At 73.0% G+C, this 24721-nt stretch carries 17 protein-coding genes; 11 read left to right on the forward strand and 6 right to left on the reverse strand.

Annotated elements, in window-relative coordinates:
• Window positions 1–45: 45 nt before the first annotated feature.
• Together ACZ7GZ_RS17525 and ACZ7GZ_RS17530 are read right to left on the reverse strand one after the other, a co-directional pair.
• Entirely contained in the window at window positions 46–546 is a 501-nt protein-coding gene (locus tag ACZ7GZ_RS17525) for a DUF485 domain-containing protein (RefSeq protein ID WP_471024953.1), read from the reverse strand.
• Window positions 547–735: 189 nt separating this feature from the next.
• Window positions 736–2250 carry an MFS transporter gene (locus ACZ7GZ_RS17530; RefSeq protein WP_471024954.1) on the reverse strand — a complete coding sequence of 505 codons (1515 nt, stop codon included), beginning with the start codon at window positions 2248–2250 and terminating at the stop codon, window positions 736–738.
• A gap of 417 nt (window positions 2251–2667) precedes the next feature.
• Between ACZ7GZ_RS17530 and ACZ7GZ_RS17535 the strand changes: the two genes are divergently transcribed.
• From ACZ7GZ_RS17535 to ACZ7GZ_RS17555, 5 genes are all read left to right on the forward strand, one after another.
• A complete protein-coding gene (locus tag ACZ7GZ_RS17535) occupies window positions 2668–3456 on the forward strand; it encodes an ABC transporter ATP-binding protein (RefSeq protein ID WP_471024955.1) in 789 nt (262 codons plus the stop codon).
• Complete coding sequence (locus ACZ7GZ_RS17540) at window positions 3453–6035, forward strand: ABC transporter permease (RefSeq protein ID WP_471024957.1); 2583 nt, start codon at window positions 3453–3455, stop codon at window positions 6033–6035. Before ACZ7GZ_RS17535 ends, ACZ7GZ_RS17540 begins: the two co-directional genes overlap by 4 nt.
• Window positions 6036–6258: 223 nt before the next feature.
• The gene (gene mfd, locus ACZ7GZ_RS17545; protein ID WP_471024959.1) at window positions 6259–9792 is read left to right on the forward strand and encodes a transcription-repair coupling factor; all 3534 of its coding nucleotides are present in this window, start codon (window positions 6259–6261) and stop codon (window positions 9790–9792) included.
• A gap of 398 nt (window positions 9793–10190) precedes the next feature.
• The gene (locus ACZ7GZ_RS17550; RefSeq protein ID WP_471024960.1) at window positions 10191–10910 is read left to right on the forward strand and encodes an HNH endonuclease family protein; all 720 of its coding nucleotides are present in this window, start codon (window positions 10191–10193) and stop codon (window positions 10908–10910) included.
• A 76-nt stretch (window positions 10911–10986) separates the two neighbouring features.
• Window positions 10987–11730 carry an N-acetyltransferase gene (locus ACZ7GZ_RS17555; protein ID WP_471024962.1) on the forward strand — a complete coding sequence of 248 codons (744 nt, stop codon included), beginning with the start codon at window positions 10987–10989 and terminating at the stop codon, window positions 11728–11730.
• Between the two features lie 21 nt (window positions 11731–11751).
• On the opposite strand, the gene ACZ7GZ_RS17560 is transcribed toward ACZ7GZ_RS17555, so the two are convergent.
• The 4 genes from ACZ7GZ_RS17560 to ACZ7GZ_RS17575 form a co-directional block, all read right to left on the reverse strand.
• Window positions 11752–12876, reverse strand: a complete 1125-nt coding sequence (locus ACZ7GZ_RS17560; RefSeq protein ID WP_471024964.1) for a hypothetical protein — start codon at window positions 12874–12876, stop codon at window positions 11752–11754.
• Window positions 12877–12952: 76 nt separating this feature from the next.
• Window positions 12953–14887: a M48 family metalloprotease gene (locus ACZ7GZ_RS17565; protein WP_471024965.1), complete on the reverse strand. Its 1935-nt coding sequence runs from the start codon at window positions 14885–14887 to the stop codon at window positions 12953–12955.
• Between the two features lie 43 nt (window positions 14888–14930).
• Window positions 14931–15662: a hypothetical protein gene (locus tag ACZ7GZ_RS17570; RefSeq protein WP_471024967.1), complete on the reverse strand. Its 732-nt coding sequence runs from the start codon at window positions 15660–15662 to the stop codon at window positions 14931–14933.
• Window positions 15663–15761: 99 nt separating this feature from the next.
• Entirely contained in the window at window positions 15762–16472 is a 711-nt protein-coding gene (locus tag ACZ7GZ_RS17575) for a hypothetical protein (protein WP_471024969.1), read from the reverse strand.
• 186 nt (window positions 16473–16658) lie between these two features.
• Between ACZ7GZ_RS17575 and ACZ7GZ_RS17580 the strand changes: the two genes are divergently transcribed.
• The 6 genes from ACZ7GZ_RS17580 (at window position 16659) to ACZ7GZ_RS17605 (ending at window position 24708) form a co-directional block, all read left to right on the forward strand.
• Window positions 16659–19013 carry an N-6 DNA methylase gene (locus ACZ7GZ_RS17580; protein WP_471024970.1) on the forward strand — a complete coding sequence of 785 codons (2355 nt, stop codon included), beginning with the start codon at window positions 16659–16661 and terminating at the stop codon, window positions 19011–19013.
• Between the two features lie 168 nt (window positions 19014–19181).
• Window positions 19182–19832, forward strand: coding sequence for a hypothetical protein (locus tag ACZ7GZ_RS17585; protein WP_471024972.1), 651 nt, complete (start codon window positions 19182–19184; stop codon window positions 19830–19832).
• Between the two features lie 38 nt (window positions 19833–19870).
• On the forward strand, window positions 19871–21364 hold the full coding sequence (locus tag ACZ7GZ_RS17590; RefSeq protein ID WP_471025099.1) for a protein kinase domain-containing protein: 1494 nt from the start codon (window positions 19871–19873) through the stop codon (window positions 21362–21364).
• 187 nt (window positions 21365–21551) lie between these two features.
• Window positions 21552–22205, forward strand: a complete 654-nt coding sequence (locus ACZ7GZ_RS17595) for a SurA N-terminal domain-containing protein (RefSeq protein WP_471024973.1) — start codon at window positions 21552–21554, stop codon at window positions 22203–22205.
• 128 nt (window positions 22206–22333) lie between these two features.
• Complete coding sequence (locus ACZ7GZ_RS17600; protein WP_471024974.1) at window positions 22334–23395, forward strand: nucleoside triphosphate pyrophosphohydrolase; 1062 nt, start codon at window positions 22334–22336, stop codon at window positions 23393–23395.
• Window positions 23392–24708 carry a cytochrome P450 family protein gene (locus ACZ7GZ_RS17605; RefSeq protein ID WP_471024976.1) on the forward strand — a complete coding sequence of 439 codons (1317 nt, stop codon included), beginning with the start codon at window positions 23392–23394 and terminating at the stop codon, window positions 24706–24708. Before ACZ7GZ_RS17600 ends, ACZ7GZ_RS17605 begins: the two co-directional genes overlap by 4 nt.
• Window positions 24709–24721 lie beyond the last annotated feature (13 nt).

Consider the following 24721-nt stretch of genomic DNA (forward strand, 5'->3'; position numbering starts at 1 on the left):
TGAAACCGGTGAAGCCCCCCACGGCGGGGGAGCCGGCGGCGCCGGTCACCGGGTCGCTCCTCGGCGTGCGTCCAGCTCGGTCTCCCTGCGGATGCGGTCCGCGAGCGGATCGACGTGCCGGCGTGCGGTGTGCTCGTACAGGGCGATCGCCAGCCAGGTGACGGGAAGTTGGATCAGGGCGAGCAGCAGTCCGGCGGGGATGCCGTCGGCGACCGTGCGCGTCATGAAGCCGGGCGCGGACGCGGACAGGACCAGGAACAGCGTGAAGTAGCCCAGCGCGGTGAGCGTGGCGGTACGCCGCTGCCAGCGGTAGGCGCTGCGCAGCACCCGCAGGTCGCTGTGGTGGCCGAGGGGTTCGCGGGGCGGCCGGTGCCCCGGGCGGGGCGGCTCGGGCGGCGCGGGCTGCCAGGGGTAGGTGTACGACGGCTGGGAGGGGGTGTGCGACGGCTGGGATTGCGCGTACGACGGCTGTGCGTACGGCGGTCGGGGCTGGGCGTACGGCGGCTGGGGCTGGGTGTACGGCGGGTGCGGCGGGTCGTAGGACATCCCGGGGCTCCTTGCGCGGCTCGGGTCCGTGGCGGCGGACCGCAGGGAGGTGGGGGCGTGGGGCCACGCACGCTACTCGTGCGTTCCGGGCCGCGCGGCGTTTTCACCGAACTGGCCGGTCGGTATGCGCTTACTGCACGGAAACGGGTCGGCCCCGGTGTTACCCGTGTTGACCGCCGGCCGGCCTGCTCACTCCTCGCGCACCGGGAACCGCCGTGGTGCCACCAGCAGCAGCACCAGGAAGGCCAGGGCCGCCGCGCCCGCCGCGCCGAGGTACACCGCGTGCACCGCGTCGGCGATCGCCCGCCGGGTCGCCTCCGGGGCCGTTCCGGCGTCCAACGCGCGCGTGACGGAGTCCAGGTCGCCCGCGCCGCCCAGCCGGGCGGCCAGCACCCCGTTGGCGACGGCGCCGAACAGCGACGCGCCCACGGTCTGTCCGGTCTGCCGGCAGAACAGCACCGACGCGGTCGTGGTGCCCCGCTCGGACCAGCCCACCGTCGACTGCACCCCGACGATCAGCGGCAGCTGGAACAGCCCGAGCGCCCCGCCCAGCAGCAGCATCAGCAGCGCCGGCTGCCACCACGAGCCGGGGTAGGGCAGGAACGGGAACGCGCACAGGATCAGCGCGGCCAGGCCGATGCCGAGGAGCGCGGTGTCCCGGAAGCCGATGCGCCGGTAGACGTGCTGGCTGAACGCCGCCGACACCGGCCAGCTGAGCGTCCACACCGACAGCACGAACCCGGCGGCCACGGGAGCCAGTCCGAGCACCGACTGCGCGTACGTCGGCAGGAACACGCTCGGCGCCACCATCAGCAGTCCCAGCGCGCCGAGCGCCAGATTGACGGCCGCGATGGTCCGGCGCCGCCACACCCACCCGGGGATGATCGGCTGCGCGGCCCGCCGCTCCACCACGACCACCGCACCGGCCAGCGCCAGGCCCGTGCCGAAGAGGGCCAGCGACGGCGCCGACAGCCACGGCCAGGCCACCCCGCCCTGCACCAGCGCGGTCAGCAGGACCCCGCCGCACGCGAACACCGCGAGCGCGCCGGCCCAGTCCACACGCGCGCGTGCCGTGCTGTCCGGGCTCTCCGGCTTCTCCCGCTCCGGCTCGTGCAGATGGCGGACGATCAGCCAGAGCGCGGCGCAGCCGATCGGCAGGTTGATCAGGAAGATCCAGCGCCAGTCGGCGTATGCGGCGAGCATCCCGCCCAGGCCCGGCCCGGCCACCGCCGACACCGCCCACACCGTGGACAGCTTGGACTGGATCTTCGGGCGCTCCGCCAGCGGATACAGATCGGCGGCCAGCGTCTGCACGGTGCCCTGCAAGGCCCCGCCGCCCAGGCCCTGCACGATCCGGAACGCGATCAGCGCCGCCATGTTCCAGGCGCCCGCGCACAGCAGCGAGCCCAGCAGGAACACCGCCGCGCCCGCCACCAGTACCGGCTTGCGGCCGAAGGTGTCGGACAGCTTGCCGTAGACGGGGAGCGTGACGGTCACGGCGAGCAGGTAGCCGGAGAAGAGCCAGGAGAAGACGGAGAACCCGCCGAGGTCGCCGACGATCTGCGGTACGGCCGTGGAGACGATGGTGGCGTCCAGTGCGGCCAGCGCCATCGCCAGCATCAGCGCGGCGACCACCGCGCCCCGCCGGCGGGTCCCGGGGCCCTGCGCGGCCCCCTTGCGTATCGCGGGTGTCGTACCTCCCACCGGACGTCCCCTCCCCGTGCCCCTTGCACCCATCTCCGGAAGGCCAGCTTCCCATTGACCCTCACGCGACGGGAGGGTGGAGGCTGTTCGCGACCAAGGGTGGAGTCGACCCCGAGAACGTCTCCACCCCGCGGTGGAGCTCCCCTAGGGGTATCTCGGTACTACGGCTCGGGGAGCGTTCGTCCCCCCGGAGGACGAGATGCTCCCGGTGCCGTCCTTAACCTGGCTTTACGCCGCTGGGGGCGGCTGCCGGAACCGGCGGGGTGGGGTTTTCCCCACGGTAAGAGGGGGCTTCGCACCAGCGCGCGGCACCCCCGCCGGACACGAGACTCATCGACGTACCCAGGACGACTCCCCGGCACGCCGGGGCCCATCCGCAGACCTGCCGAGCAGCAGGACCGACTTAGGAGACATACCGTGACATCGGCTGTGACCATTCCCAGGCACGGGGGCACTGGAGGGCGTACGGCCGTTGCCGCGCGGGCGCGGCAGGTCGTGAAGGCGTACGGGTCCGGCGAGACCCGTGTCGTCGCCCTCGACCACGTTGACGTGGACATCATGCGCGGCCAGTTCACCGCGATCATGGGCCCCTCCGGGTCCGGCAAGTCCACGCTGATGCACTGCCTCGCCGGGCTCGACACCGTGACCGGCGGTCAGATCTTCCTGGACGACACCGAGATCACCGGCCTGAAGGACAAGAAGCTCACCCAGCTGCGCCGGGACCGGATCGGGTTCATCTTCCAGGCGTTCAACCTGCTGCCGACGCTGAACGCCCTCGAGAACATCACGCTGCCCATGGACATAGCAGGGCGCAAGCCGGACCGGGCGTGGCTGGACCGCGTGGTGGAGACCGTCGGGCTCGCCGGGCGCCTCAGGCACCGGCCGGCCCAGCTCTCCGGCGGGCAGCAGCAGCGTGTCGCCGTGGCCCGTGCGCTCGCCGCCCGCCCGGAGATCATCTTCGGGGACGAGCCGACCGGAAACCTCGACTCGCGCGCGGGTGCCGAGGTGCTCGGCTTCCTGCGCCGTTCGGTGGACGAACTCGGCCAGACCATCGTCATGGTCACCCACGACCCGGTGGCCGCCTCCTACGCGGACCGCGTGCTCTACCTCGCCGACGGCCGGATCGTCGACGAGATGTACCAGCCGACGGCCGATCAGGTACTGGACCGCATGAAGGACTTCGACGCCCGGGGACGTACGTCATGACCGTCCTGAAGACCTCGATGCGCAACTTCTTCGCGCACAAGGGCCGTATGGCGCTCTCGGCGGTCGCGGTCCTGCTGTCGGTGGCGTTCGTGTGCGGCACGCTGGTGTTCACCGACACGATGAACACCACCTTCGACAAGCTCTTCCAGGCCACGGCCTCGGACGTGACGGTCAGCGCGAAGGGCTCCTCCGACACCGGTGAGACGACCTCCCGTACCGGCAAGCCGCCGGTCATGCCGGCCGCCGTGCTCGGCGAGGTCCGCGGGGCGCGGGGCGTGAAGTCGGCCGAGGGGACGGTGTTCTCCACCTCGGTGACCGTCATCGACGCCAAGAAGGACAAGCTGTCGCCCAGCAGCGGCGCGCCCACCATCGTCGGCAGCTGGAACGGCAACGACGCCCGCACCATGAAGATCACCACCGGTGCGGCGCCCCAGGGCCCCGACCAGGTCATGGTCGACGAGGACACCGCCGACAAGCACCACCTGAAGCTCGGTGACGAGATCGGCATGATCTCCGTCGTGGGCACGCACCACGCGCGCGTGTCCGGCATCGCCGCCTTCAAGGTCACCAACCCGGGCGCGGCGATCTTCTACCTGGACACGAAAACCGCCCAGCGGACCCTGGCCGGAAAGACCGGCGTCTACACCAACGTCAACGTCACCGCCGCCCAGGGCGTGACCGACGCGCAGCTGAAGAAGAACGTGACCGCGGCCCTCGGCCACGCCTACAAGGTGCAGACCGCCAAGGAGGTCGCCGACGCCAACCAGAAGAGCCTCAAGAGCTTCCTGAACGTCATGAAGTACGCGATGCTCGGCTTCGCCGGCATCGCCCTCCTCGTCGGCGTCTTCCTGATCATCAACACCTTCTCCATGCTGGTCGCCCAGCGCACCCGCGAGATCGGCCTGATGCGCGCCATCGGCTCCTCCCGCAAGCAGGTCAACCGGTCGGTGCTGATCGAGGCGCTGCTGCTCGGCGTGATCGGCTCCCTGCTCGGCGTCGGCGCGGGCGTCGGCATCGCCGTCGGCCTGATGAAGCTCATGGGCAGGATGGGCATGCACCTGTCCACCGACGACCTGACCGTCGCCTGGACGACCCCCGCCGTAGGCCTGCTCCTCGGTGTCCTGGTCACCGTCCTGGCCGCCTACCTGCCCGCCCGGCGCGCCGGCAAGGTCTCCCCGATGGCCGCGCTGCGCGACGCGGGTGCCCCGACCGACGCCAGGGCCGGCGCCGTCCGGGCCGTGACCGGCCTGGTCCTCACCGCCGCCGGCGGCTGGAGCCTGTACGTCGCCGCCACCGCCGACAAGGCCAAGGCGGGCTCGGGATGGCTGGGCCTGGGCGTGGTGGCCACGCTGGTCGGGTTCGTCGTCATCGGCCCGCTGCTCGCCGGCGGTCTGGTCCGGGTCCTCGGCGCGGTCATGCTGCGGATCTTCGGCCCCGTGGGCCGGATGGCCGAGCGCAACGCGCTGCGCAACCCGCGCCGCACCGGCGCCACCGGCGCGGCCCTGATGATCGGCCTGGCCCTGGTGGCCTGTCTGTCGGTGGTCGGCTCCTCCATGGTCGCCTCGGCCACCGACCAGCTCGACAAGACCGTCGGCGCGGACTTCATCGTCCGGAGCGACACCCCGGGCGGGCTCATCGCCCCGCAGGCGGCCAAGGCCGTCAAGGAGACGGCGGGCCTCAAGCGGGTCACCGAGTACAAGTGGACCGACGCGGACCTCACCATGCCGGACGGCACGACCCTCAAGAAGACCACGATCATGGCCGCCGACCCGACCTACGCGAGCGACGTGCGGACCAAGACGGTCGCCGGCGAGCTGAAGGACGCCTACCGGCCCGACTCGATGTCGGTTCCCGACAAGTTCGCCGACGAGCACGGCATCCGGCTCGGCTCCAGGATCGCCGTCGCCTTCGCGGACGGCTCCACGGGCCACCTGACCGTACGGGCCATCACCAGCAGCGACGGTCTCATCGACGCGGGCGCGAAGTACACGTCCGTCCAGACGATGGCCAAGTACGTGCCCGCCGACAGGATGCCGCTGGACGAGCTCCTCTTCGCCACGGCCCAGGACGGGCGGCAGGCAGCCGCCTACAAGGCGCTGAAGTCGGCCCTGCACGACAACCCCGACCTGACCGTCCGCGACCAGACCGACTACAAGAAGGCGCTGAAGGACCAGATCGGCCAGCTGCTGAACATGATCTACGGCCTGCTGGCACTCGCGATCATCGTTGCGGTCCTGGGTGTCGTGAACACCCTGGCGCTGTCGGTGGTCGAGCGGACCCGGGAGATCGGCCTCATGCGGGCCATCGGCCTCTCCCGCCGCCAGCTGCGCCGGATGATCCGCCTGGAGTCCGTGGTGATCGCCGTCTTCGGCGCCCTGCTCGGCCTCGGCCTGGGCATGGGCTGGGGCGCGACCGCCCAGAGGCTCCTCGCCCTGGACGGGCTGAACGTCCTGGACATCCCCTGGCCCACGATCATCACGGTCTTCGTCGCCTCGGCCTTCGTGGGCCTGTTCGCCGCGCTGGTCCCGGCGTTCCGTGCGGGCCGGATGAACGTACTGAACGCCATCGCGACGGACTAGCCGCGCGGGCCGGGCCGACGACCACCGCATACGGGGGTTGCGGGGGAAGACCCGGTGCCGGGGAGCCGACAAGGCTTCCCGGCACCGGGCTGTTGTGCCGGTGCAGTTCCCGAGGGTTGTCCACAGGCCCCGACGGCAACGCCGCCGGCGTCGTAGGCTGGACAGCCCCGGCTGCCACCCGCGCCGGGCTACTTGCGTTGCCCACCCCGGACGGAAAGCCCCCATGAGCCTGCACGGTCTGCTCGACGCCGTCGTCAAGGACCCCGCCCTCGCGGAAGCGATCACGGCGGCCGCGGACGGCAACCGCATGCACGTCGACCTCGTCGGCCCCCCGGCGGCCCGCCCCTTCGCGGTCGCCGCCCTCGCCCGCGAGGCCGGCCGCCCCGTGCTCGCGGTCACGGCGACGGGCCGCGAGGCCGAGGACCTGGCGGCAGCCCTGCGCTCCCTCCTCCCCCCGGAGGGCGTCGTGGAGTACCCCTCCTGGGAGACCCTGCCGCACGAGCGGCTCAGCCCGCGCAGTGACACCGTCGGCCGCCGTCTCGCCGTCCTGCGGCGCCTCGCCCACCCGAGCCCGGACGACCCCGAGACCGGCCCGGTCTCCGTCGTCGTGGCACCCGTACGTTCCGTGCTGCAGCCGCAGGTCAAGGGCCTCGGCGACCTGGAGCCGGTGTCCCTGAAGCAGGGCCGGAGCGCCGACCTGAACGACGTCGTGGAGGCCCTCGCGGCCGCCGCCTACGCGCGCGTGGAGCTGGTGGAGAAGCGCGGCGAGTTCGCCGTGCGCGGCGGCATCCTGGACGTCTTCCCGCCCACCGAGGAACACCCCCTGCGCATCGAGTTCTGGGGCGACGACGTCGAGGAGATCCGCTACTTCAAGGTCGCCGACCAGCGCTCCCTGGAGGTCGCCGAGCACGGCCTGTGGGCACCGCCGTGCCGCGAGCTGCTGCTCACCGACGACGTGCGCGCACGCGCGCGTGCCCTCGCCGAGGAACACCCGGAGCTCGGCGAGCTCCTGAACAGGATCGCCGAGGGCATCGCGGTCGAGGGCATGGAGTCCCTCGCCCCCGTCCTCGTCGACGACATGGAGCTGCTGCTGGACGTGCTGCCCGAGGGCGCCATGGCCGTGGTCTGCGACCCGGAGCGGGTACGCACGCGTGCGGCCGATCTCGTCGCGACCAGCCAGGAGTTCCTGCAGGCGTCCTGGGCGGCCACCGCCGGTGGTGGCGAGGCGCCCATCGACGTCGGTGCCGCCTCCCTGTGGTCCATCGCCGACGTCCGCGACCGCGCGCGCGAGCGGGACATGATGTGGTGGTCGGTGTCCCCCTTCGCGGCCGACGAAGAGCTCGACGCGGGCACCCTCAAGCTCGGCATGCACGCACCCGAGACCTACCGCGGTGACACCGCGCGGGCCCTCGCCGACACCAAGGGCTGGCTCGCCGACGGCTGGCGCGCGGTGTTCGTCACCGAGGGCCACGGCCCGGCCGCCCGCACGGTCGAGGTGCTCGGCGGCGAGGGCATCGCCGCCCGGCTCGACGCCGACCTCGGCGAGCTGAGCCCGTCGGTGGTGCACGTCTCCTGCGGTTCCATCGAGTACGGCCTCGTCGATCCGGCGCTGAAACTCGCCGTGCTCACCGAGACCGACCTGTCCGGCCAGCGCGCCACCGGCCGCGAGGGTGCCCGGATGCCGGCCCGCCGCCGTAAGACCATCGACCCGCTCACCCTGGAGCCGGGCGACTACATCGTCCACGAACAGCACGGCGTGGGCCGCTACATCGAGATGGTGCAGCGCACCGTGCAGGGCGCCACGCGCGAGTACCTGGTCGTGGAGTACGCGCCCGCCAAGCGCGGCCAGCCCGGCGACCGCCTCTACATCCCGACCGACCAGCTGGAGCAGATCACCAAGTACGTCGGTGGCGAGGCGCCCACCCTGCACCGGCTCGGCGGCGCCGACTGGACGAAGACCAAGGCACGCGCGAAGAAGGCCGTCAAGGAGATCGCCGCCGACCTGATCAAGCTGTACAGCGCGCGCATGGCCGCCCCCGGCCACACCTTCGGCGGCGACACGCCCTGGCAGCGCGAGCTGGAGGACGCCTTCCCCTACGCGGAGACCCCGGACCAGCTCACCACCATCGCCGAGGTCAAGGAGGACATGGAGAAGTCCGTCCCCATGGACCGCCTGATCTGCGGCGACGTCGGCTACGGCAAGACCGAGATCGCGGTGCGGGCCGCCTTCAAGGCCGTACAGGACGGCAAGCAGGTGGCCGTGCTCGTGCCCACGACCCTGCTGGTGCAGCAGCACTTCGGGACGTTCTCGGAGCGGTACGCGCAGTTCCCGGTGAGTGTGAAGGCGCTGTCCCGCTTCCAGACCGACACCGAGGCCAAGGCCGTCCTGGAAGGCCTGAAGGACGGCGCGGTGGACGTCGTCATCGGCACCCACCGCCTGTTCTCCTCCGAGACGAAGTTCAAGGACCTGGGCCTGGTCATCGTCGACGAGGAGCAGCGCTTCGGCGTCGAGCACAAGGAGCAGCTGAAGAAGCTCCGCGCGAACGTGGACGTGCTGACCATGTCCGCCACGCCCATCCCGCGCACCCTGGAGATGGCGGTCACCGGCATCCGCGAGATGTCCACGATCACCACGCCCCCGGAGGAGCGCCACCCGGTGCTCACCTTCGTCGGGCCGTACGAGGAGAAGCAGATCGGCGCGGCCATCCGCCGCGAACTGCTGCGTGAGGGCCAGGTCTTCTACATCCACAACCGGGTCGAGTCCATCGACCGCGCGGCGGCCCGGCTGCGCGAGATCGTCCCCGAGGCGCGCATCGCCACGGCCCACGGCCAGATGTCGGAATCGGCGCTGGAACAGGTCGTCGTCGACTTCTGGGAGAAGAAGTTCGACGTCCTGGTGTCGACGACGATCGTCGAGTCCGGTATCGACATCACCAACGCCAACACGCTGATCGTGGAGCGCGGCGACACCTTCGGCCTGTCCCAGCTGCACCAGCTGCGCGGCCGGGTCGGCCGAGGCCGCGAGCGCGGCTACGCCTACTTCCTGTACCCGCCGGAGAAGCCGCTCACGGAGACCGCCCACGAGCGCCTGGCGACCATCGCCCAGCACACCGAGATGGGCGCGGGCATGTACGTGGCGATGAAGGACCTGGAGATCCGCGGCGCCGGCAACCTCCTCGGCGGCGAGCAGTCCGGCCACATCGCGGGTGTCGGCTTCGACCTGTACGTCCGCATGGTCGGCGAGGCCGTCGCCGACTACCGGCGCCAGCTGGAGACCGGCGAGATCGAGGAGGAGCCGCCGCTCGAGGTCAAGATCGAGCTGCCCGTCGACGCGCACGTCCCGCACGACTACGCCCCCGGCGAGCGCCTGCGCCTGCAGGCGTACCGGGCCATCGCCTCCGCCAACTCGGAGGACGACATCAAGGCCGTCCGCGAGGAACTCACCGACCGCTACGGCAAGCTGCCCGAACCGGTGGAGAACCTGCTGCTGGTGGCGGGGCTGCGGATGCTCGCGCGCGCGTGCGGCGTCGGTGAGATCGTCCTGCAGGGCACCAACATCCGCTTCGCACCGGTGGAGTTGCGCGAGTCGCAGGAACTGCGGGTCAAACGCCTGTACCCGGGCACGGTCATCAAGCCGGCCGTGCACCAGGTGCTGGTACCGCGCCCGAAGACCGCGAAGGTCGGCGGCAAGCCGCTGGTCGGCCGCGAACTGCTGGGCTGGGTCGGGGAGTTCCTCGCCTCGATCCTGGGTTCGTAGGAGCCCCGAGGGGGTACGACGCCCGTACCGCCGTACGCGTCCCCACCATCCGGCACCTGCTGGAGGCGGGGGACGCGGGCCCCTGGGGGGCGGGCCAGGCCGGGCGGTGACCGCCCCGCCGTCCACGGGCGGCGGCACCACTCCCGTCACGAGCGACGCCCGCGGGGAGACGGCTGTCCTCGCAGCCCACTGTGGGCACAGGCGCGGTGTGTGCGGGCGCGCGGACGCGCCCCGCGAGCTCCCCCGCCGAGCCCTCACATGCCCCAAGCAGGGCCCGGGATGTACCGGTTGATGCATTTCGGGCTCATTTGGCGGAAGCCGGGGGTCCGTTACCGTGGGCACAGGAACGATCCGCCCGCCCACCAGGGCGGACGAGGGCGAGCAAGGGGGGACGTACCGTGACGCGTCTGAGGGGCGGGGCGGTCGCCGCGGTGGTCGTCATGACGGTCGCCGTGGCCGGCTGCAAGAGCGAGCAGACCAAGGGATCCTCCGGATCCGGAAAGGCCCAGGGCGGGGGAGCGGCCCTGGCCGCCGCCGACTCGCTGACCGTCAAGGGACGCGCCCCGAAGACCGGCTACTCCCGGGCCCGCTTCGGCACCGCCTGGGCGGACACCGACTCCAACTCCTGCGACACCCGCGACGACATACTCAAACGCGACCTGAAAGACGTGAAGTTCACCGGCGGCGCCTGCAAGGTCTCCTACGGCCTGCTCGAACCCGACCCCTACTCCGGCAAGGACATCACCTACCGGCGCGGCCGCAGCCAGGTCGACATCGACCATGTCGTCGCCCTCTCCGACGCCTGGCAGAAGGGCGCCAAGTACTGGGACCCGAGCAAGCGCATAGCGCTGGCCAACGACCCCCTCAACCTCATCGCCGTCGACGCGAGCGCCAACCGCGGCAAGGGGGACGGCGACGCGGCCACCTGGCTGCCGCCGAACCCGAAGTACCGCTGCACCTATGTGGCCGCCCAGGTCGCGGTGAAGAAGAAGTACGGCCTGTGGGTCACCGCCGCCGAGAAGGCCGCCATGAAGAAGGTCCTCACCGGCTGCCCCGGCCGGAAACTCCCCACGGGCGGCAACCCCACCCAGGCCCCGGACCGTTTCCGGGCGCGGTGAGCCCGGGAGCCGGCATCGCCCCGCCGGCCGGCAAACCCGTTTCCGGAGCCGGGCGCGGGCGCCTACCGTGAGCGTCATGGACGTCAAGGTGAGCAGCATCGCCGAGCGGCCCGACCGGCTGCCGGCGTTGTTCGAGATGGCCGACACCTGGCCCGAGTTCGTGACCAACGATCCCGTGGGCACCGCCCATTACGGCCGCATCCCCACCGAACTGCCGGAGCACGCGCTGTTCGCGCAGGACGAGCGCGGCGAGATCGTCGCCCACGCCTTCAGCGTCCCCTTCGCCCTCGACGCCGACGGCCGGCGCACCCTGCCCGCGCGCGGCTGGGACCAGGTCCTGCTCTGGGCCTTCGCCGACCTGCGCCGCGGCACCCGCCCCGACACGGTGAGCGCCATCTCCATCACCATCGCCCCGCACGCCCAGGGCCGAGGGCTGTCCGCCGTCATGCTCGCGGCGATGCGGGACCGTGCCCGCGCCCGCGGCTTCAGCGAGGTCGTCGCCCCCGTCCGCCCCAGCGCCAAGCACCGCGAACCGCACACCCCGATCACCGAGTACGCCCACCGGGTCCGCCCCGACGGCCTGCCCGAGGATCCGTGGCTGCGCGTCCACGCGCGCGCCGGCGCGCGCATCGACTCCATCGCACCGGCCTCCATGACCGTGGGCGCCTCGCTGGCCGAGTGGCGCCGCTGGACGGGGCTGCCGTTCGACACCGCCGAGGACGTCGAGGTGCCCGGTGCGCTGGTCCCCGTCCGCTGCGAACCGGAGCGCGGGTACGCCGTCTACGTCGAGCCCAACGTGTGGATGCGGCACGCGCTGTAGCCGCCCCGGCCCCGGTGTCCCTCAGCGCCCGGTGGCGTGGCCGCGGGGCGCAGGGGCGGGGCGGCCCGCCTTCTCCCAGAAGACGAAGGTGTTGGTGCGGGCGTAGACGAACGCCTTGACCGGGTTGCCGGAGTACGTCCAGGGCACGCTGCCGATGTGTCCGCCGACCGCCCGGAACTGCTCGACGGCCTCCGCGTACCGCTTCGTCAGGAACAGGGTGTCCGCCAGCAGGTGCCGGACCAACGGCAGTCGGTGGTGTCCGGCCGGCACCTGGTCCACGGCGTCCAGGGTGGCGTCCACGGCCGCCTGCACGAACGGCTGGTGGTACACCGGCTCGTCGGGTTCCCGGGCCCCGTGCTCCAGCAGCGCGTACAGGCGCAGTACGGGCAGCAGGCTTCCGGCCGGAGCCGAGGCGGCGGCCCGCTCGGCGAACGCGTACATCAGCTCGTGCGAACCGCGCCACTTGGCGCACCAGTACTGCAAGGCGCTGACATGGGCACCGAAGTGATGCGGGTCGCGTGCGGTGACCTCGGCCCACAGCGCCCGGAACTCGTCGTGCGACCAGCCGAGCCCCCGGGCGATGGTGAGCTGCGCGATCCAGGGGCAGGGATCGTCGGGTGCCATCCGCGCGGCCTCCTGGCAGGCGGGCAGCGCCTGGGCCAGCAGCCGGTGGAAGCCCTCGAACTGCTCCGCCGTGGTGTGCTTCGCCCTCTTCGCACCGCGGACCTTGCCCGCGAGCACGACGAGCGCGTCGGCGTGCACGAGCGCGGCGGACGGGTCGTCGGGGTACTGGGTTCTCCAGGCCTTGACCCAGGTGTCGTCCTCGGTGGCGGCGTGCGTGAGGATGCCGAGCCGGTACCACCGCAGGTCCCAGTCACGGCCCGCCCCGGCCAGGTAGGCGGCGGCCCGCCGCCAGTCACCGGTGAGCGCGGCTGCCGCGACCGCGTCGGCCTCCGGATCGGGGCCCGCGCACCGGGTGTCGAGCTGCGCGGCGGGCACCAGCCCGTACGCGGCCGGGTCGATGTTGACCGGCGCCTTGGCCTTCGCCTCGGCCCGCAGCGCGCGCGCCTTGCGGGCGTTGCGCGGGATGGTGACGGCCGCGTAGGCGAGGGCGCCGGCACCGGCTATCTCGATCAGGACGTTCATACCGGGTCTTTCCGAGTCGGGCCGCCTGAGGAGGTGACCGAAGATGCTGCGGGGAGGGGGAGAGAGCGGGAGGTTGTCAGGGCAGGGTGCGGGGTGGCGGCCAGGGCAGGACGGGACGTGGGAGTGCCGCGTCGCCTACCGGGGGATGTCCCCCGCCGGACAGCAGGGCGCGCAGTGGTTGCGTGTCCGGGGGATCGGCGACCGCGTGGTCCAGGGCCTCCTCCAGCGCCTCGGTGAACCGGTCGGGTGCCACCTGCCGCGCCGGAGGTCCCGCCCAGCACAGCTCCCACCGGCACAGCCCCGCCTCCAGCGCGGAGAGCAGGACCAGTGGGCGCAGGGCCGAGCGGAAGGCCGTCCTGGCGAACTCGCGCGCCGCACGGCCACTGCTCCGGCCGGCCTGCTCCGATCTGGGCAGTCGGCCGGCGATGTCGTACAGCAGGCCGTGGTCGACCAGGTACAGGAGACGGTCGAGGTGCTTGACTCCGGGTACGGCGACTCCTGCTGTGGCGACTCCGGGGGCGGCGACTCCTGGGGCGGCGACTCCTGCTGTGGCGACTCGGGGGGCGGCGACTCCTGGGGCGGCGACTCCTGCTGTGGCGACTCGGGGGGCGGCGACTCCTGGGGTGGTGCCTCCTGGTGTGGAGACGCCCCTCGCGCCGGCCGCCCGGTCCATGGCCTGCAGCAGCGGCTCCGCACCCCGCGCACAGCTCGTGCGCCGGGTCTGCGACGGCAGTTCGGCCCACGGCACCCGGCGCATGGACAGCGCCTTCGGGCTCAGCACGACCCGCTCCAGCTCGGCCAGGAGGCGCTCCGGTGCCCGGAGCACCGCGGACGCGGGGCGCCCTGCGCGCGTGGCGGCGCGTCCGTCGTCGGGGAGTGCCTCCAGCGCCGCGATGCGGTCGGCTGTGAGCGGATGGCTGTCGTACGGAGACCTCTGCGCAGAGATCTCCTCCGGGAGCGGCTCCCGGGCCGGCGCCTCCAGCTCCGCCCGGCGTGTGCCGTCGGCGAGCAGCAGAGCGAGCCCGCCGTAGAACTGCCCTTCCGGCGGCAGCAGGCCGGCCTCCCAGCCCATCCGCGCGTAGGCGCTCAGATAGAGGTCGTCCGCGGCTTCGAGCGCGGGGACGCGGCGCAGTGCGGCGGCCGTGGTGGCCCGTCCGGCGATCCGGGCGGCCGTCAGATCGGCCGCGTACTCCTGGCGGCGGCTGACAGCCTCGGTCAGGCGGAGGCACAGCCTGGCGTACGCGGAGAAGACGATGGCCAGACGGTGGTCCGGGCCCCGCGTGGACTCCCGATGCACCGGTGGCGGCTTGCCGGCCGCCCGGCGCCGTGCGGCCCGTGCGGCGAATGCCGCCTTCTCCTCGGCCTCCCGACGTGCGGCCCGGTGCTGCAACGTGAGCACGGTCTGCAGCAACCTGCTGCGCAGTGCCCAGAGCAGGCCGGCCAGCCGGGTGTCGTCGTGCGCGTAGTGCCCCAGCTCGTGCGCGAGTACGGCCTCCAGCTCGTCCTCCGGCAGGCCGATCAGCAGTGCCACACCGAGGAAGAGCCGCCGTTCGCCCCCGGCCAGCCCGAGCCACCGGGCGTCCTCCCGCACCATGGCATGGGCGCCCGGGACCACGCGTATCTCCCCGGGCGGCCGGGTGCCCACCCGCTCGGCCAGGTCCCGCACGCGCCGCCACAGCTCCGGCTGCTCCTGCGGCGTCAGCGACAGACCGGAAGGCCCGTCCCGCCCGTCCCCGCGGCCACGGCTGAGCAGGACGACCCGCACCACGCACCAGGCGACCGCCAGTGAGCCGAGGTAGCCCTCGAGGGCGACGACCGTGAAGCCCGCGCCCCGGGCCAGGGTGACGTCCAAGGCCGCCAGCGCGGCGAGGACGAGCAGGGCCAGCAGGTAGAACCCGGTCAGCAGGCCGAGAGCGAGCGCGGCACGCAGCGAGGTTCCGGGAAGGCCGCGGTCTCGTGCGGCGGCTTGTTCAGCGGCCGTCCTGGCGGCGGGGCGGGACGTCGAAGGCATGGGCATCTTTCACGGGACCGGATGGCGGCTGGGCGGCCGGTGTTCAGGCCCGGCCGCCCGGCTGCGCCTCCTTCTTCAGCGCCGCCAGGATCGTCGTCGTTACCTTCTTCGCGGACGCGGCGCCGTTGTCGCCGCCCGCCGTGGACAGCACGGTGACCACGGACCTGCCCGAGCGCGCCGCGATCAGCGTGGTGCCGTTCTCCCAGGTGCCGCTCGTCAGCGTCATCGTGCACGCCTCGTCGCCGAGCCCGGCCGTGGACGTGCCCGTGAGCTTCACCCTGGCGTGGGTGTCGGTGTCCGTGAAGGTGGCGCACCGAGTGGCGACATCCCGCAGGTCCTTCATCACCTCGGTCGCCGTGGCGCCCTGGAACTGGTCGATCTCCTGGGCGACTTCCTCGGTCTTGTCCCGGTTGGCGTAGTCGTTCTGCGCGAACGACACGCCCCCCTTGAAACCGCTCAGCTGGATCCAGGACGTGCCCTCCAGCCTGGTGCAGTCCGGCTTCGCGGTGCTCCGGCCGGACGGGGAGAGGAACGCGCCGCCGCTGTCCGCGGCATCGGCGGCCTGGAGGGCGAGCCCGGACGGGAAGGCCGACGCGGGCGCCAGCGCCTTCTTCAGCCGCGTACCGGTGGCGAGACCGGCGTTCAGGTCCTTCGCCTTGGCCGGCACGGCGCTCCCGCCCCCGTCGCCCGAGGAGGAAGCGGAGGAGCAGGCGGTGAGGGCCAGCGGGAGCACCGCGACGGCGAGCAGCGTGGCGACACGGGGAGAGAGGCGCATGACAGTCCTTGAAAAGAGTGGGTGTGACAGGTGAGCGGTGGTGGGGGGTGGGTGTGGGTGTGGGTGTGGGGGTGGGTGTGGGGGTGGCTCAGGGCCGGATCAGGCGGTCTTCTTCCAGTCGCCGCAGCCGGTGGTCTTGAAGTAGGCGTCGCCCGGGCTGATGGTGACGACGGCCGTGCCGGTCACGTTGTTGTTGGCGAGGATCGAGTCGAGCCCGTGCTCGGCGTCCTTGGTGCGCTCCCAGTAGCAGGAGTCGTCCTTGTTGCCGGTCGACTTGTACGTGCCCGGCGCGATGTCCGTGCCGACCTTGTACATGCCTCCGTCGCCGTCCATCGAGGAGGCGGGGGTGCCCTTCGCCTTCGGGTCGACGGCCTCCCAGTCCTTGCAGCCGCTGGACTTGAAGATCTTGTCGGTGGCCTTGACGGTCACGTAACTCGTGCCGCTGACGTTGTCGTTGGCCAGCAGCGAGTCCGTCTCGCCCTTGGCGTCCTTGGCGCGCTCCCAGTAGCACATGTCGTCGGTGTTGCCGGTCGTGCGGTACGTGCCCGGCCGCACGTCCGAGCCGACCTGGAACTCGCCGTCGCCGGCGAGGGCGGCCTTGTGCTTCCCGCCCGCCTGCGCGCCCCCCGAGCGCCCCGAGTCCTTCTTGCTCTTGGTGCCGCCGGGCGCGTGCCCGGCTGAGGCGGACGAGCCCTTGCCGCTGCCGCCCGAGCCGCCGTCCTTGCCGCCGCTGCCGGCGTTCGCGGACACGGCACCGATGACGACGACCCCCACGACGGCGCCCAGCGCGACCTTGGTCTTCATGCCCATGGCGAATCCCCTCCCAAAGCGGCGGCCGCCCCCTCCGGTGGCCGCTCGTTCGCTGGGTCAATAAGAACAGAGCCTGTGAACCGAGTCAACACGATTCACAGGGTTGGGTGCGTACACGGCCGTGAAGGCATGGATCTTGTGTACGCCGGTATGCTCGGTGCACACAGGACGAGGGGAGCGGGGCCGGTGCAGGACAACGCGACAGAGGTGACCGCGGCCGGAATCGCCCGGCTCGCCGGAGTGGGCCGAGCCGCCGTGAGCAACTGGCGACGCCGGCACGCCGACTTCCCCAAACCGGTCGGCGGCACCGAGACCAGCCCGTCCTTCGCGCTCGCCGAGGTCGAGGGCTGGCTGCGCAAGCAGGGCAAACTCGCCGAGGTACCGCTGCGCGAACGCGTCTGGCGGCAACTCGTCGGACACCCCGAGGGACCCCTGACCGCCCTGGTGCACGCGGGATGCGTCCTGCTGCTGATCCACGAGCGCCCCACCGTCTGGCTCGACGCGAGCGCCGGCTCCGACGCACGCCTGGCGGCGATGCTGCCGGGTGCGCTGGAGCAAGTGATGACACCGCGCTTCGGCGGGGCACCGGGCGACGCGGTGCGCAGCGGCCGAGGTGCGGGCCGCGTGCCGGCTGTGAACGCGTCCGGTGGCGCGGAGGGTGTGAACGGCCCGGGCGACGCGGAAGGTGTGTACACGGCCGACCATGCGGAGGGCGTGAACGCCGCGCCGGGTAGGTCTGCTGTGAACCGGAGTGCTACGGCCCCCGGTGTGAACGAGGGCCACGCGGCACCTGCTGTGAACGCGGGACCCTCGGCATCCGGTGTGAATCCGGCCTCCGCAGCATCCGGTGTGAACCCAGCCTCCCCGGCGCCCGGTATGAACGCCCCGGCCGCCCCCGCCACCCCCACCCCCACCTCCGCGCTCCGCACCCCCTCCGGCCCCCAACTCCTCCTCTCCGCCCCGCTCCTGCGCGGTGCGGCCGAGCTGGCCGCCGAGCTGGGGGCGCGGCAGGCCTTCGAGTTCCTGCTGGGGCGGCACCTGGACGCCAACCCCCGTCAGTACACGCTCACCCCGGCCGAACTCGCCGGCCTCATGGCCGACCTCGCCGGCCCCGCCCGTTCCGTCCTGGACCCCGCCTGCGGCACCGGCGCGCTGTTGCGGGCCGTCGGCCCCCGCCCCGACCAGGAGCTCTACGCCCAGGACAGCGCGCCCGACCTGGCCGCGCTCACCGCGTTGCGGCTCGCGCTGCACTCCCGGGCCACCGTGCGCGGCGCCGCCGGCGACACCCTGCGCGCCGACGCCCACCCCGGACTGCGCGCGGACGCCGTGCTGTGCCACCCGCCGTTCAACGAGCGCAACTGGGGCCACGACGAACTCGCCTACGACCCCCGCTGGGAGTACGGCTTCCCGGCCCGCACCGAGTCCGAGCTGGCCTGGGTGCAGCACGCGCTGGCCCGGCTGGCCGACGGCGGATTCGCCGTGCTGCTCATGCCGCCGGCCGCCGCCTCCCGCCGTTCCGGGCGCCGCATCCGCGCCGACCTGCTGCGCCGGGGCGCGCTCAGGGCCGTGGTCGCGCTGCCGGTCGGGGCGGCACCGCCGTACAACATCCCGCTGCACGTGTGGGTGCTGCGCCGGCCCGACCGGACGCCGGCGGCGCCCGAGGTGCTGCTCGTGGACACGGGGAGGTTCGCCGGGGAGGGGCGCGGTGGGCCGGACTGGGCGGCGGTGCGGGAGGCCGTCCTGGACGCCTGGCGCGCCTTCGAGCGCACCGGGCGGCTGGAGGAGCGGCCCGGACTCGCCCGGTCCGTGCCGGTCATCGAACTCCTCGACGACGACGTGGACCTCGCTCCCGCCCGTCATCTGCCGCCGGCCGCCGTGGCCGACGGCGCGGAGCAGCTCGCGGCGGTGCGCGAGCGCCTCGGCGCCACCCTGCGCCTGACCGCCGGCCTCACCCCGCCGCCCGCCGCCCCGGCGCCGGGCGCGCGCTGGCCGCTCACCACCGTGGGCGAACTCGCGCGCGGGGGCGCGCTGATGATGCGCACCGGCGGAAACGGCGGCCACGCGCGCGTGCCCGTGCTCACCGACCACGACGTCCTCGCCGGCTCGGCACCCTCCGGGACGCTGCCCGAGAGCGAGGAGGCGGCCGTGCTGACCGAGCCGGGCGACGTCGTCGTACCGGTGCTGGGCGGTGGCTCGGTGGCGCGCGTGATCGACGAGGTGACACAGGGCGCCGCCCTGGGGCGCAACCTCGTGCTCCTGCGCCCCGATCGCACGGCGCTCGACCCGTGGTTCCTCGCCGGCTTCCTGCGCGGCACCGCGAACAACCGGCAGGCCAGCAGTTACGCCTCCACCGCGACCCGCCTGGACGTGCGCCGCCTGCAGCTGCCCCGGCTCCCACTGGACGAACAACGGCGCTACGGCGCGCGCTTCCGCGCACTCGACGAGTTCGAGCGGGCGCTGCGCCATACGAGCCGGCTCGGGGAGCAGCTCGTGCGCGGGATGTACGACGGCCTCACCGACGGTACGGTGGCGCCCGACTGACCGCCGGCCGCCCGGTCGCGCGCGTGGGAGGACAACGGTTCGGTACCACCGGGACGCTTGTCCGTGTCGGGTCATATGCTCGAAGCGACAATCGCACGACCGGTGTTCTCCGCCCGACGGAGCGCGCCGGGCGGACAGGTACGCCCACATCAGGCATCAGGAGCAGTCATGCAAGGCCTCGGCTACGGACAGCCGCTGAAGCGGCCGCCGCACACCGCGTGGCTGGTTGTGCTGCGTGTGCTGTTCGTGGCGATCGGGTTTTTCAGCGTCGGCCTGCTCGCCTGGGTGATGCTGCTGCGGCTGGCGATCGTCACGCGACGGTCGCTGGACTGGTGCCTGTTCGCCGTCGCGTTGGTCGCCGACATCCTCAGCCTGGTGCTGATAGGCACCGAGTCCGGCGACGACGTACACACCGCGGCCGGCTACTTCGGCATGTTCCTGTTGCTCGGCACGCTGGTGGCCGCGACCGCGTACTACCTCGCCGTGGACATCCGCCACTTCACGCAGCGGCAGCAGGCGTACGCGGCGCAGCGGCCGGTGCAGGCCGGGTACGCCTACCCGGGCCCCGCGCACCCGTACACGGCGGCGCCCGCCCCGGCGATGCCGATCGGCCGGGCGGCCCACGAGACGCCGTTTCCCCCGGCCGTCGCCGCGGCCGCCCCGCACACGCCGCCCCCGATGCCGAGCACGCCCGTACCCCGGCCGCCGCAGCGCCCGGCGCCCACCCATATCGAGCAGGTGCGCGCCGAACTGGACGAGCTGAGCGACTACCTGCGCCAGCATGACGGCCGGCACGACAGCCACGAGGGCGGAAGGTGAGCGTGGCGACAGGACGAGTCGTCGCCGGCCGGTACGAACTGTCCACGCTCATCGGACAGGGCGGCATGGGCCAGGTGTGGACGGCGTACGACCGGCGGCTCGACCGGCGCGTGGCGGTGAAGCTGCTGCGCCCCGACAAGGTGGCGGGCCAGGAGGCGGACGAGCTGCGCCGCCGGTTCCTGCGCGAGTGCCGGGTGACCGCGCAGGTGGACCACCCCGGTCTGGTGACCGTGCACGACGCGGGCAGCGAGGGCGAGGAGCTGTTCCTCGTCATGCAGTACGTCGACGGCGCCGACCTGTCCGACCACCTCGCCGAGCACGATCCGTACCCGTGGCCGTGGGCGGTCGCGGTGGCCGCGCAACTGTGCGCCGTGCTGAGCGCCGTGCACGCCGTGCCGATCGTGCACCGCGACCTCAAGCCGCGCAACGTGATGGTGAAGCAGGACGGCACGGTGACCGTGCTCGACCTCGGCGTGGCGTCCGTCATGGACACCGACACCACCCGTCTCACGCACACCGGCTCCCCGATCGGCTCGCCCGCCTACATGGCGCCGGAGCAGGCGATGGGCGGCGCGGTCGGCCCGTACACAGACCTGTACGCGCTCGGCGTGCTGATGCACGAACTGCTCAGCGGTGACGTGCCGTTCGCGGGCTCCACGGCGCTCGGTGTGCTGCACCGGCACCTGTACGAGCCCCCAGTGCCCGTGCGCCGGATCCGGCCCGAGGTCCCCGAGGCGCTGGAGACCCTCGTCCTGCGGCTGCTCGCCAAGGACCCGCAGCACCGGCCGGGCTCCGCGCAGGAGGTGTACGAGGACCTGGCGCTGCTCCTGCCCGCGCGCGGGACGCCCACCGGGGCGCCGTTGGACCCCACGCGCCCCTTCCTGCGCCCGCACGCCCCCTGGCCGGACCGTGCGCGGACCCCCGCGCCCCAGCCCGCCCCCGTGACGCCGGCGCCGCCGGCGGCCGGGAGGCCCGACGTCGCCGCGGCCGTCGACGAGGTCAAGCGCCTGCTGGGGGAGGGGCGCATCACCCAGGCCGTGGACATCCTGGGCGCCATCCTGCCCGCCGCCGCCGAGCAGCACGGCGAGCACTCCCCGGTGGTGCGCACGCTGCGCAAGCAGTACGCGGCGACGCTCATGGACGACGGCCAGTACCGGCGCGCGCTGCCCGAACTGCGCCGGCTCGCCGACGAACGCGCCGCCGAGGCCGGGCAGGCCGACCCGCAGTCCCTGCGCTACCGCTACGAGGCCGCGCAGTGCCTGGAGCAGCTGGGCGAACCGGCGGCGGCGCTCACCGAGTACCGCGCGCTGCTGCCGTACTACGAGAACCAGTACGTCTCCGGCGACCCTCAGCTCGCCCACGAGGTGCGCCGGCGCATCGGCCATCTGCTGCTCGCCCTCGGTGACCGGCCGTCCGCCCACGACACCCTGGCCCGGCTGCTGATGGACGTGGAGCGGCTGCACGGCCCCGGTCACCCGATGGCCCTGGAGATCCGGCGCACCCTGCAGTGGCTCGGACAGGTGCGCGGTTAGCGCGTCCGGCATCACGGACGAGGCGTGCGGCACCGGCTGAGCCGAAGCGGTGGGTGCGGCGGGCGCAGCGGTGCCCCAAGCGCGTGCGAATCGTTGGTCGAATGGGTTGGCCCCGGCCCGCCCACTGCCTACCATCGATCACCGCAAGACTTTGTGCACCGTCGCACAATCTCCTCGGGAGGTTTCCTTGCACCGCCGCCGTCGCACCGCGCTCGTCCTCACCGCCGCGATCGCCGCCGCGGCACCCTTGCTGACCGCCTGCGGAAACGACGCGCACCCGGGCGCGGCGGCCGTCGTCGGAGGGCAGCGGATCTCCGTCGCCCAACTGGAGAGCCGGGTCGACGAGGTCCGCAGGGCACAGCGGGCCGCGGTGCCGGACGAGACCCAGTACCAGCAGGTCCTCGCCTCCACCAGCAGCCTCACCCGGGACACCCTGCACAACATGGTCCTCGACCGGGTGCTGCACCGCGCCGCGCAGGACGCGGGCATCACGGTGACCCGCAAGGAGGTCCAGCGGATGCGCACCGGCCTGGAGGAGCAGGCCGGCGGCGCCAAGGGGCTTCAGACCGCCTGGCTGCAGAAGTACGGCATCGCCCCGGCCCACCTCGACGAGAACCTCCGCCTCCAGCTGGAGGCGCAGAAGCTGGCCGGGAAGCTCGGTACCGACACCAGCCGGCCCGACTTCTGGAAGGCCCTGTCCAAGGCCTCCCGGGAGCTCCGCGTCGACCTGAACCCGCGCTACGGCTCCTGGGACGTGCAGAAGAGCAGCCGCGTGGACGCCAGGACGCCATGGGTGCGGGAGGTCACGACGGCGGGCGACGGGCAGCCGGTGACGGCCTAGCGCGGCCGGGCCGGACGCCGCCGGCCGAGGACGTTCGGGCACCCTGCATCGGTCATACGATCACACGATCGTCCCCGCCCTGTGGATAACCGAATCCGCTCCTGCCCGCCGTGGGTTACGTTCGGACCGTGAACGCTTCCAGCCCCGACCTCGCCGCCCCGGCCGACCCCGGTCGCATCGTCCTGCTCACCACCAGCCACCGTGTCGCCCCCGGCCTGCTGTCCTGGCCCGCCTGGCAGGCCCTGCGTGCCGCCGACGCCGTGCTGTGCGCGGACGGGGCGCATCCGCAGCTGCCGTATCTGCGTGAGGCCGGGACCGCGGTGGAGGAGGCGTCCCCCACCGCGCAGGAGCTGGTCGACGCCTGCGCCGGCGGGCGGACCGTCGTCGTCGTGGCCACCGGCGAGGGAGAGCCCGCGCTCACCGACGGCCTGGCCCGGCTGGCCGGCTCCGGCCGCGTTTCCATGCCGGAGCTGGAGCTGCTGCCGGCCTCCTACGACCTGCCCGGCGCCCGTCTGCTGGACCTCGTGCAGGTCATGGACCGCATCCGCGCCGAATGCCCCTGGTCGTCCCGGCAGACCCACGAGGGCCTGGCCAAGTACGGCCTGGAGGAGGCGTACGAACTGGTCGAGGCGATCGAGGCGGGCGACCGGGAGGAGCTGCGCGAGGAGCTGGGCGACGTCCTGCTCCAGGTCGTCTTCCACTCCCGGATCGCCGAGGAGCACCCGGACGCGCCGTTCTCCGTCGACGACGTGGCCGGCGGCATCGTCGCCAAGCTCGTCCACCGGCACCCGCATGTCTTCGGTGACGAGAAGGCCGAGACGCCGGAGGACGTCAAGGAGCACTGGCTGCGCACCAAGGCCGAGGAGAAGCGGCGCACCTCGGTCACGGAGGGCGTCCCGCTCGGCCAGCCCGGACTGGCCCTCGCCGCCAAGCTCGCCTCCCGCGCCCGCACGGCGGGCCTGGACGTCCGCCTGCCGCGCGGCGAGGGCATCGGCTACGAACTGCTCGCGCTCGCGGTCCGTGCCGAGGCGGACGGCGTGGACCCGGAGGCGGCCCTGCGGGCGGCGGCGCGCGCGTACCGGGACGCGGTCCGGGAGGCGGAGGGAGTCGCGCCGGAAGCGATACGCGCGGAGCGCGGTGGCCACCGGGACGCGGAGGCCCACCCGAGTCCGGATACGGTCGGGGAGTGACCGACCAGCACCACCCCCAGACCGCCCCCGACTCCACCCCGGACTCCGCTCCCACCCTGTTCACCTGGGAGTTCGCCACCGACCCCTACCCGGCTTACGCCTGGCTGCGCGCGCACGCGCCGGTGCACCGGACGCGGTTGCCCAGCGGGGTCGAGGCCTGGCTGGTCACCCGGTACGCCGATGCCCGGCAGGCCCTGGCCGACCAGCGGCTGAGCAAGAACCCCGCGCATCACGACGAGCCCGCGCACGCCAGGGGCAAGACCGGCATCCCGGGCGAGCGCAAGGCCGAGCTGATGACCCATCTGCTGAACATCGACCCGCCGGACCACACCCGGCTGCGCCGCCTGGTCAGCAAGGCGTTCACCCCGCGCCGGGTCGCCGAGTTCGCCCCCCGGGTCCAGGAGCTGACCGACCACCTCATCGACCGGTTCGCCGAGAAGGGCTCCGCCGACCTCATCCACGAGTTCGCCTTCCCGCTGCCCATCTACGCCATCTGCGACCTGCTCGGTGTCCCGCGCGAGGACCAGGACGACTTCCGGGACTGGGCGGGCATGATGATCCGGCACGGCGGAGGGCCGCGGGGCGGAGTCGCCCGGTCCGTCAAGAAGATGCGCGGCTACCTCGCCGAGCTGATCCACAAGAAGCGCGAGGCGCTGCCCGCCGAGCCCGCGCCCGGCGAGGACCTCATCTCCGGCCTCATCCGGGCCTCCGACCACGGCGAGCACCTCACCGAGAACGAGGCCGCGGCGATGGCGTTCATCCTGCTGTTCGCCGGCTTCGAGACGACCGTCAACCTCATCGGCAACGGCACCTACGCCCTGCTCACCCACCCCGAGCAGCGCGCGCGGCTCCAGGACCGCCTGGCCGTGGGGGAACGTGAGTTGCTGGAGACAGGGGTGGAGGAACTCCTGCGCTACGACGGGCCGGTGGAGCTGGCCACCTGGCGGTTCGCCACCGAGCCGCTCACCATCGGCGGCCAGGACATCGCGCCGGGGGACCCGGTGCTCGTCGTGCTCGCGGCGGCCGACCGGGACCCGGAGCGGTTCGCCGACCCGGACGTGCTGGACCTCGCCCGCCGCGACAACCAGCACCTCGGCTACGGCCACGGCATCCACTACTGCCTGGGCGCGCCCCTCGCCCGGCTGGAGGGCCAGACCGCGCTCGCCGCCCTGCTCACCCGGTTGCCGGACCTGCGGCTCGCCGTGGATCCGGACGAGTTGCGCTGGCGCGGCGGGCTCATCATGCGCGGCCTGCGCACCCTGCCCGTGGAGTTCACACCGGCCGCCGGCGCAGCCGGGCGACGGGGAACATGAAGGGCGTTCAACT

The sequence above is a fragment of the Streptomyces sp. NPDC037288 genome (assembly GCF_055603265.1).